General features: G+C 76.8%; 10 protein-coding genes. 6 read left to right on the plus strand and 4 right to left on the minus strand.

Features of this window, described 5'->3' with window-relative positions:
* The first annotated feature begins 164 nt into the window (after positions 1-164).
* Complete coding sequence (locus tag ACFVVL_RS07375; protein WP_380294678.1) at positions 165-377, plus strand: EF-hand domain-containing protein; 213 nt, start codon at positions 165-167, stop codon at positions 375-377.
* Positions 378-435: 58 nt separating this feature from the next.
* On the opposite strand, the gene ACFVVL_RS07380 is transcribed toward ACFVVL_RS07375, so the two are convergent.
* Positions 436-2,646, minus strand: coding sequence for a CDP-glycerol glycerophosphotransferase family protein (locus ACFVVL_RS07380; RefSeq protein ID WP_387672023.1), 2,211 nt, complete (start codon positions 2,644-2,646; stop codon positions 436-438).
* Between the two features lie 699 nt (positions 2,647-3,345).
* On the opposite strand from ACFVVL_RS07380, the gene ACFVVL_RS07385 reads away from it, so the two are divergent.
* Positions 3,346-3,588, plus strand: coding sequence for a hypothetical protein (locus ACFVVL_RS07385; RefSeq protein ID WP_387672026.1), 243 nt, complete (start codon positions 3,346-3,348; stop codon positions 3,586-3,588).
* A 220-nt stretch (positions 3,589-3,808) separates the two neighbouring features.
* On the plus strand, positions 3,809-4,258 hold the full coding sequence (locus ACFVVL_RS07390) for a secondary thiamine-phosphate synthase enzyme YjbQ (protein WP_380294681.1): 450 nt from the start codon (positions 3,809-3,811) through the stop codon (positions 4,256-4,258).
* A 113-nt stretch (positions 4,259-4,371) separates the two neighbouring features.
* Here the strand turns inward: ACFVVL_RS07390 and ACFVVL_RS07395 are convergent, their stop codons facing one another.
* Positions 4,372-4,893 carry a DUF1990 family protein gene (locus ACFVVL_RS07395; RefSeq protein WP_387672029.1) on the minus strand — a complete coding sequence of 174 codons (522 nt, stop codon included), beginning with the start codon at positions 4,891-4,893 and terminating at the stop codon, positions 4,372-4,374.
* Positions 4,894-5,191: 298 nt separating this feature from the next.
* On the opposite strand from ACFVVL_RS07395, the gene ACFVVL_RS07400 reads away from it, so the two are divergent.
* Positions 5,192-5,455 (plus strand): hypothetical protein, encoded by a 264-nt coding sequence (locus ACFVVL_RS07400; RefSeq protein WP_380294682.1) that lies wholly within the window; start codon positions 5,192-5,194, stop codon positions 5,453-5,455.
* Between the two features lie 96 nt (positions 5,456-5,551).
* Here the strand turns inward: ACFVVL_RS07400 and ACFVVL_RS07405 are convergent, their stop codons facing one another.
* Complete coding sequence (locus ACFVVL_RS07405; protein WP_387672032.1) at positions 5,552-8,635, minus strand: AAA family ATPase; 3,084 nt, start codon at positions 8,633-8,635, stop codon at positions 5,552-5,554.
* Entirely contained in the window at positions 8,632-9,801 is a 1,170-nt protein-coding gene (locus ACFVVL_RS07410) for an exonuclease SbcCD subunit D (protein WP_387672035.1), read from the minus strand. The genes ACFVVL_RS07405 and ACFVVL_RS07410 overlap by 4 nt, the downstream gene beginning before the upstream one ends.
* A gap of 746 nt (positions 9,802-10,547) precedes the next feature.
* Here ACFVVL_RS07410 and ACFVVL_RS07415 point away from each other — a divergent pair.
* Both ACFVVL_RS07415 and ACFVVL_RS07420 read left to right on the plus strand, forming a co-directional pair.
* Entirely contained in the window at positions 10,548-11,384 is an 837-nt protein-coding gene (locus tag ACFVVL_RS07415; protein ID WP_387672038.1) for a hypothetical protein, read from the plus strand.
* Positions 11,385-11,622: 238 nt separating this feature from the next.
* Positions 11,623-12,240, plus strand: a complete 618-nt coding sequence (locus ACFVVL_RS07420; protein ID WP_380297574.1) for a hypothetical protein — start codon at positions 11,623-11,625, stop codon at positions 12,238-12,240.
* Positions 12,241-12,495: the final 255 nt, after the last annotated feature.

Here is a 12,495-nt window from a genome sequence, read left to right on the forward strand (position 1 = left end):
ACGAGCGGCGTTCGGTCGGCCCGGCCGGGCCGGGAACAGAACCGCAGACTACGACACCCACCCCGGACGCCGTCCACTCCCGGCGGCCGTGGCGCTCACCACGGCCGGGTAGGGTACGGCCGTCGGAAATGCACATCAGCAGTTGATCATCCCTGGGAGGGCCCATGGCAGACGTCGAGGACATCCGCGCGGCGTTCGACAAGTACGACGTGAACGGCGACGGCCGGATCACCGCCACCGAGTACGCGCTGGTCGCGCGTGAGCTCGGCGACCTGACCACCTCGATCGCCGTGGCCGAGGCCGTCATCAAGACGATGGACACCAACCACGACGGCGAGCTGACCTTCGACGAGTTCCTGGCCGCGCGCCAGGGCTGACGCGGGTCGGACGGGGCCCGGGGAACATCCCCGGGCCCCCTCCTCGCCTCCGGCCGCCTCAGCCGGTGGTCGGGAACACCCGGCGGACCACCCGCTCCGCCGCCCCGCCGTCGTCCCACGGGCAGAACCGCTTGCGGAACTCCGCCCGCGCGGCCGGCTCCGGGTCCCCGGCCAGCAGCGCCGCCGCCAGCCCCTGGAGATCCGTCGTCACCGCGCCCGGCGGCTGCTCGAACAGGTCGAAGTAGACGCCCCGGTCCCGCTTGTACTCCTCCCAGTCCGGCGCGAAGATCACCACCGGCCGGTCCAGCACGGCGTAGTCGAACATCATCGACGAGTAGTCCGTGACCAGCACGTCCGCCGCCAGGTAGAGGTCCTCCACGGTGGGGTGCGCCGACACGTCCAGGATCCGCGCCGCGCCCTGCTGCTCCGTCAGGTCGCCGGTGCCGCCGGTGTGGAAGTAGTGGGTGCGCACCAGCAGGGTGAAGTCCGGTCCCAGCCGCCGCGCCAGCTCCCGCACGTCCAGCAGCGGCACGTAACCGCCGCGCGCCTCCCGGTGGGTGGGCGCGTACAGCACGGCGGTGCTGCCGGGCGCCAGCCCGAACCGCTCGCGCATCGCCGCCGTCCCGGCCGGCGTCGCGTTGGCGAGCCGGTCGTTGCGCGGGTAGCCGGTGTCCAGCATCTCGTAGCGGCCGGGGAAGGCGCGGGCGAAGTGCTCGCTGGTGTGCGGGTTGGAGGAGACCAGGAAGTCCCAGCGGTCGACGGCCTCCTGGAGCCGGTCGAAGTCCATCCCGTCGGCGGCCACCGGGTGGTCCCTGAGGTCCATGCCCATCGCCTTGAGCGGCGTGCCGTGCTGCGTCTGGACGTGCACCGTGCCCGGCCGCTTGACCATGGTGCGCGGGAAGTTGACGTTGTTCACGAAGTACTTGGCCGTGGCCATCGTCTTCAGGTACGCCGGGGTGTTGACGATGACGTACGGCACGCCCTCCGGCAGCGTCGCCGCCTGCGTGCGGTTCTCCACCACCCAGACGCCGCGGATCCCGGGCGCCAGCTCCTTGGCCTTCTCGTAGATCGCGGCCGGGCTGCACGCGTAGCCGCGGTGCCAGTACGCGGCGTACACCGCCAGGCCGGGGTCCAGCGGCATCCGCCGGAAGGCGTTGTAGGCGGTGAACCGGGCGCTGCTGCGCACGCCCTTCTTCAGGGCCGGCGCCACCGCCCGCGCTCCGCGCTTGAGTTCGCGCGGCAGCCGCCCGGTGCGGCGCAGCTCCGCGTACGCGCGCCGGGCGCCGCGCGCCGCGAGCCGGTACTGCACCCCGCGCACGCCCCCGGGGAAGCGGTAGCCGGCCGGGCGGTGCCGGGCGAAGTGCCCGGCGATCCGGCGGAAGAACTCGGGGCGCAGCGCCACCGGGACCAGCCCCGGGGTGTCGTAGACGGTGAGCGCCTGCTGCACCGTCCGCTCGAAGACCAGCGTGCGCAGCGCCTCCGGGACGGGCCGGCCGGGGCGGTCGGGCCGGTCGAGGAAGGCGAAGATCGCGTCGTACTGGGCGAAGGCGTCGGCGTGCTTGGCGGAGGCGGTGCTGGTGATCGCCCCGGCCCGCCCGCGCCGGTAGAAGTAGCAGGGGCGGTCGAGGTGGCGCAGTCGCTCGGCGGCGAGCAGCGCGGGGTAGGTGACCGAGATGTCCTCGTAGTAGCCGCGGCCGAAGGAGACGCCGAGGCCGAGCAGGAACTCCCGGCGGAACACCTTGTTCCAGACCGACATCACGGTCTTGAACAGCGCGGGGTGCTCGGCCAGCGTGCAGCCCTCGATCAGCGGGGAGCCGGTCAGCACGTGCCGCCACGGGTTGGGCTCGGTGCCGCCGTCGGGGTAGACGTGGGTGAAGTCGGTGAGCAGGACGTCGGCGGGGGCCTCGCCGCGTTCGGCGCGCTCCGTCTCCGCGCCGAGTTCGTCGAGCAGGGCGGTCACCGTGCCCTCGGGCACCCAGTCGTCGCTGTCGACGAACCAGACGTAGGTGCCGCGGGTCTCGGGGAGGGCGGCGGTGCGGGCGCCGCCGAGGCCCTGGTTCTCGGCGAGGTGCAGGACGCGCAGGCGCGGGTCGCGGGACGCGTACTCGTCCAGGATCGCGCCGCAGCGGTCGGGGGAGCGGTCGTCGACCGCGATCACCTCGAAGCGGGACTCACCGGCGGGGGTGTCCGCCAGGAGGGAGTCGAGGCAGCGCGGCAGGAAGCGCTCCACGCCGTGGACCGGGAGCACGATGCTGAGGAGGACTGGCACGCTGGCCGAGTCTACCGAGGCGGCGCAAGGGCGGAACCCGCAGGTCCGCGGCGCAGGAGCCGCCGGTGCCGGACCCCGTGCGGGGTGGCACCGGCAGCCTGGCGGCGGCCCGGCCGACCCTCTACGGCCGGCCACCCGTCCGAGCACCGCCCGAGCCTGGCCGCCGCAGCGTCGAGGCGACCTGGCAGTAGGCACGGGGGAGCCGGAGTCTTCATCAGTCGAACACGTCGGTGAGTGCGGCTCGCGCCCGCGTGGTCGCTACGAATACTGCTTGGAGTCAGGGTCCGCGTCAATCCCTCGTCTGTGTTCACTTCCTAAACGGATAGTCGTATCGACCTCGAACGGGCGCCGCAGCTTGCGAGGGGCGCCCGACGGGCGCTCGTCGAGCGCCGGACGGGCGCGGGGCGTGACAGTGCGGTGACTCCGCGCTCCCGGCGCGCGCCTTTCCGGCGGGCGCCGGGGAAGTGCCCCGGCGAACCCGCTGACGATTGCCCGGTCGTGCACCATCATTGATGCCTAGTCGTGATCGCCCGGGCGGCCCCTGGTGCGGTGTCAGTTGACGCCGCACGGTACGGTGGCAGCACACCGGGACGGTTGCGCGAAGACCGTCTGTCGCGGATAGTCTTCGCCTCACGGCCCTGGCGCCTCGTAGGGGTGGGAAATCAGATGGAACACATGCAAGTGCGGAACCGGCCCCGCGTGCCGGCGATCCAGTGCGGTGTCGGCACGACCGGCCGCCGGATCGACCGGCACCTGGCCGTGCTCGGCGCGCCCGCACTCCCGGCGGTGGACACCGCCGAGGCGCTCGGCTTGATAAGGGAGCTGACGCCGCGCGGTGTCGGCGCCCCGACCGCGCCGCCGCGCCGCCACGCCCGGGTCAGGCTGCTGGCGCCGCTGCGCCGGCTGCGCCGCGGCCTGTTCGGCGGGCGCGGGCGCGGCTGAGGGGCCGACCGGCCCCGGGGCGCACCGCCGCCCTCCGCGCCCGACCGCACCGACCCGACGGATCCACGCGACCGTCGGGTCTTCGGCATGCCCCGGGGCAGGGTCGTCCCCGACTCCCGGAATTGGTCTGAACCTCTCAGGGTACGACGACTTGCCCCACCGGCACGGGGAGTCGGCGAGGCTGGTCGGACCGCCCCCGGACGTGGGCGAGGATGGCGCCATGGCGGACCACATCCACACCTCCCCCCACTCCCCGTCCTTCCGGACCGAGACCATCGAGATCACCACCGGCAGCCGTGAGGTCGCACTCGACATCACCGACCGCTGCGCCCGGTTCCTCGACGAGCACGCCGTCGGGCGGGACGGCCTGCTCAACGTCTTCGTCCCGCACGCCACGGCCGGGATCGCCGTCCTGGAGACCGGCTCCGGCAGTGACGCCGACCTGCTCGCCGCCCTGCGCGAGCTGTTGCCGGCCGACGACCGCTGGCAGCACCGGCACGGCAGCCCGGGACACGGCCGCGACCACGTCGTCCCCGGCCTCGTCGCCCCGCACGCCACCCTGCCGGTGATCGACGGACGGCTCGCGCTGGGCGTCTGGCAGTCGGTGGTCCTCGTCGACACCAACGGCGACAACCCGCGCCGCACGGTCCGGTTCTCCTTCCTGGGCTGACCTGACCACCGTGCCGGGCCGACCACCGCGCCCCCGGGGCGGACCGGCGTCGGGCCAGGGGTCGTCTTCACACCCCCGTCGTCACCCGGCAGGCGGGGGTTTGAAGACGACCCCTATAGCCCCGCGCCGCCCGCCCCGGGGGCCTCCCCGGCGGCCGCGGCCCGCAGGACGGCGCTGAGGTACCGCTCGATCGCCAGGTACTGGCAGAGCGCGGCCACCGGACGGCCGAGCCGGGCGTACCAGGCGGCGAGGCGGGAGAAGGCGCTCACCTCGAACCACACCTCGCCCGCCGCGTCCATGGACACCACGAAGGACTCCTCGCCGCACTCCGGGTGCCCCGGCAGCGTCCCGTAGGCGAAGCCGATCCGGTCCGGCTCCTCCACCGTCCACACCACCCGGCACGGGATCACCAGCCGGGGCCACCGGGTGCCGGGCAGGGCGAGCCGCAGCAGCACCGTCGCCCCCGTCGCGGCCGGCGCGTACGGGTGGACGGCGAAGCCGGTGCCCAGCTGGCAGCCCCAGCCGAGGACGAACCGCCCGGCGCGCTCCAGGACCTCCGGACCGTGCCCGAGGTGGACCCGCCGCCGCAGGTGCGCATAGCCCTCCGGCAGCCGGGCGCCCCGGGTGGCGCCCACCTCGCGGTAGCCGGGCGCCCCGGGTGGCGCCCACCTCGCGGTAGCCGGGCGCGGCGGCCCGGGCGGCGAGCAGCCGCCGCTCCAGGGCGGACGACGGCCTGGCGGTGCGCCGCGCACCGGGGGCGCCGGGGGCGGGGGCAGTGCCGTCGGTGCGGGTGCCGTCGGTGCCGGTGGCGGTGCCGTCCGTGTCGATCTCGGCGTCGATCTCGATGTCGGGGGAGTCGGGCATGCCGCCACCGTAGCGGCCGCCCCGGAGCGCGCCTTGCGCCGGGCCCGGCCGAGGAGTAGAGAGGGCCCCATGAGCGAAACAGCCGTGAACGACAGGGTCCTCCCCGGCACCCCGGAGCACGACGGCAGCACGGTGACCGACCAGGTCTGCGCCCTCGCCCCGGGCGACGGCGAGGCCGTGGCGGGCCTGCTGCCCGACCCGGACCTCACCGGCCCGCGCGCGGACTGCGTGCTGTGCGGCGAGCCGACCGAACTGCCCGCCGACCACCCGGGCAGCACCCTGTGCCCCGTCTGCACCTGGCAGCAGGCCCAGCGGATCGCCTGCTCCGGCTGACGGGCCCGCTCCGGCCGGCGGGCCCGGCCACGGCCCGGCCCGCCCGGTCGGGATCCGCCCGGTCGAGGGCGCCGCGCGGCCCGGTCACGGCCGGCGTCAGGCGTCCTCCCGCCCCGCCAGGGCCAGCGTCGAGCCGTGCCGCCCCTTGCGGACCAGCAACTGGGCCGGGATCCGGCTGCGCAGATCGGCGACGTGGCTGACGATGCCGACCGCGCGGTCCCGCTCGCGCAGACCGTCGAGGACGTCCATCACCTCCTCCAGGGTGTGTTCGTCGAGGCTGCCGAAGCCCTCGTCGATGAACAGGGTGTCCAGCGGCATCCCCCCGGCCTCGTCGGTGACCACGTCGGCCAGGCCGAGCGCCAGCGCCAGCGAGGCGAAGAAGCTCTCGCCGCCGGAGAGCGTCGCGGTGTCGCGCTCGGTGCCGGTCCAGGCGTCCACCACCCGCAGCGCCAGCCCCGAGCGCTTGTTGCCGGTGCCCCGGTCGTCGCTGTGGACGAGGGTGTAGCGGCCGCCGGACATCCGGACCAGGCGGTCGCTGGCCGCCGCCGCCACCTGCTCCAGCCGCGCCGCCAGGACGTACGACTCCAGGCGCATCCGGAGCCGGTTGTCGGCCGAGGTCCCGGCCGCCAGCGCCGCCAGCCGGCCGATCCGCGCGGACCGGTCCAGCTCGGGCGCGAGCGAGCGGGCCAGCTCGGCCAGCTGCCGCCCGATCCCGGCGAGCGCCTCGCACCGCGCCCGGGCCGCGTCCCGCGCCGCGTGGGCGGCCCGCAGCCGGTCGGTGGCGGCGGCGAGCGCGGCGCGGCTGCCCGGCAGGTCGGCGGGCGGCAGCGCGGCGGCGGTGGCCAGCTCCGGCTCGGCGAGCCGGCGCTCGGCCGCCGCCAGCTCCGCGCGGTGCCGGTCCAGCCGCTGTTCCAGCCGCTCGCGCTCCGGGCGGGGCAGCAGCACGGCGGCGGCGTCCTGGGCGTCCGCGAACCCGGCCGCCACCGCGGCGCCGGCCAGTTCGTCGTCGGCCAGCTTCAGCTGGTGCGCCGCCTCGTCGGCGGTCCGCACCGCGCCCGCCAGCGCCGCCACGGCCGAGGCGAGCCGGTTCAGGATGGCCGCGCGCGCCGCCACCGACGGCGCGTCACCCCGGGCCGCCGCCACCCGGGTGCCCAGCTTCTCCTGGTCGGCGTGCAGGGTCCGGGCCTGGACGGCCAGCTCGGCGCTCCGCTCCCGGGCCCCGGCCAGCGCCGTCCGGTGGACCGCCTGCTCCGCGGTGAGCCGCTCGATCGCCCGGCCCGCCGCTCCGAGCCCCTCCGCGGCCCGGAGTGCCTCCCGGTGCTCGCGCTCCAGCCCGGCGAGCGCCCCGGCAAGGGCCTCGGCGGGCTCCTCACCGGCCGCTCCGGCGGCCGCCGCCCGGCGCACCCGGAGGCCGGAGAGATCCTGCTCCGCCGTGTCGGCGGCCTGCTCGGCGGCGCTCTGGGCCCGCCGGGCGCGCTCCTCGTCCTCCGCCCGGACCGGCTCCCCGGCCGGGCGCGCGGGTGCCGGGTGCTCCGCCGAGCCGCAGACCCGGCACGGCTCCCCGGCGCTCAGCTGCGCGGCCAGCTCGGCGGCCATCCCGGCCAGCCGGCGCTCCCGGAGGTCCAGGCCGTACTGCCGGGCGTCGAGGGCCTCCGCGCGCAGCGTGAGGGCGCGCGGACGGGCGTGGTCGATCTCCACGTCCAGCCCGTCCCGCTCGCGGGCGGCGGCCAGCCGGGCGGCCAGCTCCGCGCGCCGGGCGTCCAGCCGCTCGACCCGCCCCGCGGCGTCCCGGGCGGCGGACTCCTCCGCCTGGAGGGTGGCCAGCCGGGGCTCGAAATCGGCCAGCCAGTCGCCCGCCTCCTCGGCGAGGTCCTCGGCGCGGCGCAGGTCGGCGGCCACCGCCGCCCGCGCACCGTCCAGCTCGGCGCACTGCCGCTCGTCCTCCCGGGCCCCCTCCAGCCGGACGATCTCCGCGCGCAGCCGCTGCTCGGCCTCCACCAGCTCCCCGGCCTGCGCGTTGGCCAGGGCCCGGCCGCCGACCGCCGGATCCCCGCCCGCCGGGCCGTCGGCGAGGCCGCCCAGCACCGTGCGGTGCCGGCGCTCCTCCTCCCCGGCCCGCCGGTGCACCTGTGCCGCGCGCTCGCGCAGGTGCAGCACCGACTCGACGCCGACCGCCGCCTGCGCCGCCGCCAGCCGCTGCCGGTCCGCCTCCCGGGCGGGCCCGTCCTCGGCCAGCCGGTCCGCCTCCCGCACCGCCTGCCGGTACCGCTCCTGCCGGTCGGCCAGCTGCTCGGCGGCCTCCCGGCCCCGCTGCGCCGCCCGGTGCGCCTCCTCCGCGCCCGCCAGCGCGGCCCCGGCCACCGTCAGCTGCTCGGCCGCGCCGCCGCGCAGCACGGCCGCCCAGCCCAGCACGCCCGCGGTGAGGTCGCTGTCCGCCGGGGCGGACTCGTCCTCGCCGGGCACCAGGCCCGCGGCCGGCTCCGCGCCCGGGCCGGCCGCCTGCTCCGCCCGGCTCGCGAGGTCCCGCAGCCGGCGGCGCCCCGCCTGGACGGCGGCCTCGTGGGTCCGGCGCTGCTCGGCGAGCCAGGCCTCGACGGACTGGAACCGCTCGGTGTCGAACAGCCGGCGCAGCAGCTTGCCGCGCTCCTCCGAGTCCGCCCGCAGGAACCGCGCGAAGTCGCCCTGCGGCAGCAGCACCACCTGGCAGAACTGGTCCCGGCTCATGCCGATCAGCCGGTGGATCTCCTCCCCGGCCTCCTGGTGCGACTTGCTGAGCGCCCGCCAGCCCGGCGTGCCGTCGCCGGTGCCCGTGCCGTCCGCCGACCACTCGCGCAGCAGCGTCTGGGCGCGCTCGGTCGTCATGCCCCGGCCGACCTTCTTCGGCCGCGGCTGCTCCGGGACGCGGGTAACCTCCAGCCGCCGCCCGCCCAGCGTCAGCTCCAGCCGGACGCTGGTCAGCCGGTCCGGCTCGGCGTGGTCGCTGCGCAGCCGGTTGGCCTTCCGGGTGCCGGGCACCTCGCCGTAGAGGGCGTAGCAGACCGCGTCCAGCACGCTGCTCTTGCCCGCGCCGGTGGCGCCGCGCAGCAGGAACAGCCCGCCGGCGGCCAGCGCGTCGAAGTCGACCGTCTCGGTGCCCGCGAACGGGCCGAACGCGGTCACGGTCAGCCGGTGGAGTCTCATCGGGGCAGCTCCGCCTTCCGGTCGGTGGTCTCCCGGACGCGCTCGAAGCCCTCGCGCAGCCAGTCCAGCTCCCGCGCGTCGGGCTCGGCGCCGGGGCGGACGTGCCGCAGGAAGCCCTCGGCGATCTCCAGGTCCGTCCGCCCGCCGACCCGGGCGGCGTAGGACGCGGAGGCGGCGGCGGTCGTCTCCTCGGGTTCGAAGAGCAGCTGGAGGGTGTGCGGGAAGCGGCGGCGCAGCCGCTCCATCGGCTCGGCCGGGCGACTCGGGTCGGTGAGGGTGGCCTGCACCCAGGACTGCTCGTCGGCGCTGTACCGCTCGTCGGTGAGCAGCTCGTCGAGGCGGCCGCGCAGCCGGGCCAGCGGGCGCGGCACCGGGCAGTACACCCGCTCGGCGGTGACCTCGCCGTCCGCCGCGAGGTCGACCAGCCACATGCTCTTGCGGTGCTCGTGCTCGGAGAAGGAGTAGGCGAGCGGGGAGCCGCTGTAACGCAGGTGCGGGGCGAGCGTCTGGCAGCCGTGCAGGTGGCCGAGGGCGGCGTAGTGCACGCCGTCGAAGACCGAGGCGGGGACGGCCGCGACCCCGCCCACCGCGATGTCGCGCTCGCTGTCGCTGGGCTCGCCGCCGGTGACGAAGGCGTGCGCCAGCACCACCGCGCGGGTGCCGGCCGGCCGGGCCGCGAGGTCGGCCCGGACCTGTTCCATCGCCGCGCCGAGCACCGCCGCGTGCCCGCCGCGCGCCAGCCCGAACCGCTCGCGCACCAGCGTCGGCTCCAGGTACGGCAGGCCGTAGACGGCGACCGGGCCGTGCTCGTCGGCCAGCAGCACCGGCTCGGCGCACTCGCCGGGGTCGGTCCGCAGGTGGACGCCGGCGCGGCCGATGAGCCCTGCGCCCACGCCGAGGCGGCGGGCGGAGTCGTGGTTGCCGCTGATGAACACCGTCGGCACGCCGAGGTCGGCCAGTCGGTGCAGCACGTCGTCGAACAGCGCCACCGCCTCCAGCCCGGGCAGCGCGCGGTCGTACACGTCGCCGGCGACCAGCACGGCGTCCACGCCCTCGTCCCGGACCACCGCTACGAGGTGGTCCAGGAAGGCGCGCTGGGCGTCGTGCAGGCTCTCCCGGTGGAACGAGCGCCCCAGGTGCCAGTCGGAGGTATGCAGCAGTCGCATGGTCCCCGACCATAACGGGAGCCACCGACAATCCGGCCCGGAACGGAGATCCCGCCCGATCCCCGAGGTCGCTGTGGGTCGGAACTTGCGGTCGAAGGTGAGCGGGTTCGGTGGCCTGGCCGGGAGTGGGTTCCGCCCGGTCCCCGTCGGCCGTCCGGCGGTCGCTGCGCGTTGGGGCTCGCGGTGGGTCGGGTGTGTGCGGATTTGGCGGCCTGGCCGGGGGCGGGGGTTTCACCCGGTCCCTGTCGGCCGTCCGGCGGTCGCTGCGGGTCGGGGCTCGTGGTGGTGGTGACGGGTGGGTCGGAGGTGCGCGGGTTCGGTGGCCTGGCCGGGGGCGGGGGTTTCGCCCGGCCCCCGTTGGCGGTCCGGCGGGCGCTGTGAGTTTGGGGCTCGTGGTTGGTGTGTGCTGGCCGGGCCGGGGGCGGGTCCTGTCGGGCCCCCGCCCCCGGCCGGGGGTCATCGCTGCGTGTGGATTGTCAGTGACCGTGTGTATGTTCGTGCCCGCCGGGAGCCGAGGGGCTCGTGGGGCCGGTGGGACGGGTGTCGACGACGGGGAGGAAGGGCTCATGGTGGTGCGGGACGGAATGCGCGGTGGGTGGGCCGGGCGGCGGCCGGGGCCGGCCGGGCCGGTGACGCGGGGGTCCGGTGGGCGGCCGCCGGGCGGTGGGCCGGGTGGGCCCGCGGCCCCGGGGCGCCGGCGGGGGCGGCCGCGCGGGGCCCCGCCGCCGCAGCCGGTGGCGCTCGCGGTGGCGGTCCGCGCCGCGGACTTCGCCGACCTCGCGGGGCACGGGCTGTTCGGCGGGCTCTCCTTCCGGGCCTACCTGCGGCGGGTGGCCGTCCAGCTCCGGGCGCTGGGCGGGCACGGTTTCGAGGTCCACCTGCGGATGCTGGACCCGGCGGACTACGAGGAGTACTGCGCGGCGCTCGGCTTCGACCCGGGTGACGCGGCGGCCCGGGTCGCCTACGCGGCCGATCCCGAGCTGGCCGGGGAGCCGTTCGTCTACGCCGGGCAGCGGCTGGCGGTGCTGCTGCCGGCGCTGGCCGGGGACCACCGGGCCAGGGTGCGGATCTCCATCGCGACGGCGGCGCTGCTGACCGCGGCGGGGGAGGGGCCGCCGGGGGACCGGCGGTTGGTGGAGGCGATGCAGCACGCGATCGAGGTCCGCGCGGCGGTGGCGGCGGGCGCCGGTGACGGGTTCCACCTGCTGACCCTGCACTGCCACGGCCCCGAGGACGGCGAGGAGCTGACCTCGGCGACCGATCTCCTGGTGGAGCGGGGCCGGTCCGCGGCGGGCGGACGGGACGACGAGGCGTTCTGCGTCACGCTGGCGGCGGGGCTGGCCGCCGGCGGGGCCGGGGCGATGGTGCTGCACGGGGATCCGGCGGCGCCCGGCGGCCGGGCGGTGCGGGGCTGGGCGCTGCGCGGCGGGCGGCTGCGGCCGATGACGGTCCGGGAGGTGCTGGACGAGCTGGCCGACGACGTCGGCCGCGGCCTGCCCTTCCCGCCGGCCGCCGTCCCGCTGCCGGGCTTCCCCCTCCCGGTGCCGCCCTCGCCGCAGGACGGGGGTGGGCCCTTGGACTGACGCGGACCGACCGGGGCTGACCAGGGCGTTCGGGCCCCGGTGTCCACCAAGCGGCGCTGGGGACTGTTCATCGACCGCCTGTTCGGGGAAGATTTCGGGGAAGATCAACAGTGGGAACGGCCGGTGCCCCACGCCGCCGTTCCCGCCCGCTCGGCCCCGAACCGCGCACCGAGAACGTCCCCGTGAACGTCCCCGCGCAGTGTCGGCCCGGCGAGCCCGACACCGAGAGGGGGGACGCATGAGCCGGATCGAGTTCAGCGCGGAGATCGCCGAACTGCTCGGCCGGGTGCGTCGGCGTCCCACCGCGGGGTGGCCGTGGCGGCCGGACGAGCAGGTGCCCCCCGGGCTGCCGGTCAAGCAGTCGTGGGGGTGGCTGTTCGCCCCCGACGGACGGGTGCTGACGCTGGTCAACCCCAAGGACGGCATCGTCTCGCTGCCCGGCGGTTCGCTGGAGCCGGAGGACGCCGGCGACCCCGGTCGCGCGCTGGCCCGGGAGGCGGGCGAGGAGGCGCAGGCGCTGATCGGCCCGGCGTACTACCTCGGCTACCTCTACGACCGGGTCGGGTCGGCCAACGGCGGGAACGAGTGCGCCCGGGTCCGGATGGCCGCCGCGCTGGGGGCGGTCGGCCCGAGCGCGCCGGACCCGGCCTCGGGGCGGCACTACCGGCGGCTGCTGGTGGCGCCGGGCCTCGCGGTCGAGCTGCTGGGCTGGGGTGCGCCCGGCCTGCGCCAGGCCCGGGCGGCGGTGACGACCGCCGTCCGGTGGCTCGGCGTGCCAGCGGCGGCCAACGAGACGATCGAGGAGCTGCCGGTCGACGGCTGCGAGGTCTTCCCCGGGGTGACCCCGGGCGGGTGACCACCCCCGGGGTCGGGTCCGCGCCCGGGACCGCGCGCGTCCGCGTCCGGTCCCTCCGGTCCCCCCGGGCGACCGGCCGTCAGCGCCCCACGCCCGCCAGCGCCCCGCCGCCGTCTCCCGCCCACCTGACGCCTCGTTCGGGTGATGACCACCCGGGTGATGCCCCGTCCGGTCACTACCGGCGCCCGCCCGGTCGCCGGTAGTGAGAAAAGGGCGTGTTCTCCCCTCGTTGTCAGACTGTTCGTCAATTGACTT

The sequence above is a fragment of the Kitasatospora sp. NPDC058115 genome, from assembly GCF_042884635.1.
In the GTDB taxonomy this organism is placed as follows: domain Bacteria; phylum Actinomycetota; class Actinomycetes; order Streptomycetales; family Streptomycetaceae; genus Kitasatospora.

What these genes read in the sequence shown, in the direction of transcription:
- ACFVVL_RS07375 (WP_380294678.1), top strand. Translation starts at nt 165, where the DNA reads ATGGCAGACGTCGAGGACATCCGCGCGGCGTTCGACAAGTACGACGTG.
- ACFVVL_RS07390 (WP_380294681.1), top strand. Translation starts at nt 3,809, where the DNA reads ATGGCGGACCACATCCACACCTCCCCCCACTCCCCGTCCTTCCGGACC.
- ACFVVL_RS07400 (WP_380294682.1), top strand. Translation starts at nt 5,192, where the DNA reads ATGAGCGAAACAGCCGTGAACGACAGGGTCCTCCCCGGCACCCCGGAG.
- ACFVVL_RS07405 (WP_387672032.1), bottom strand. Translation starts at nt 8,635, where the DNA reads ATGAGACTCCACCGGCTGACCGTGACCGCGTTCGGCCCGTTCGCGGGC.
- ACFVVL_RS07410 (WP_387672035.1), bottom strand. Translation starts at nt 9,801, where the DNA reads ATGCGACTGCTGCATACCTCCGACTGGCACCTGGGGCGCTCGTTCCAC.
- ACFVVL_RS07420 (WP_380297574.1), top strand. Translation starts at nt 11,623, where the DNA reads ATGAGCCGGATCGAGTTCAGCGCGGAGATCGCCGAACTGCTCGGCCGG.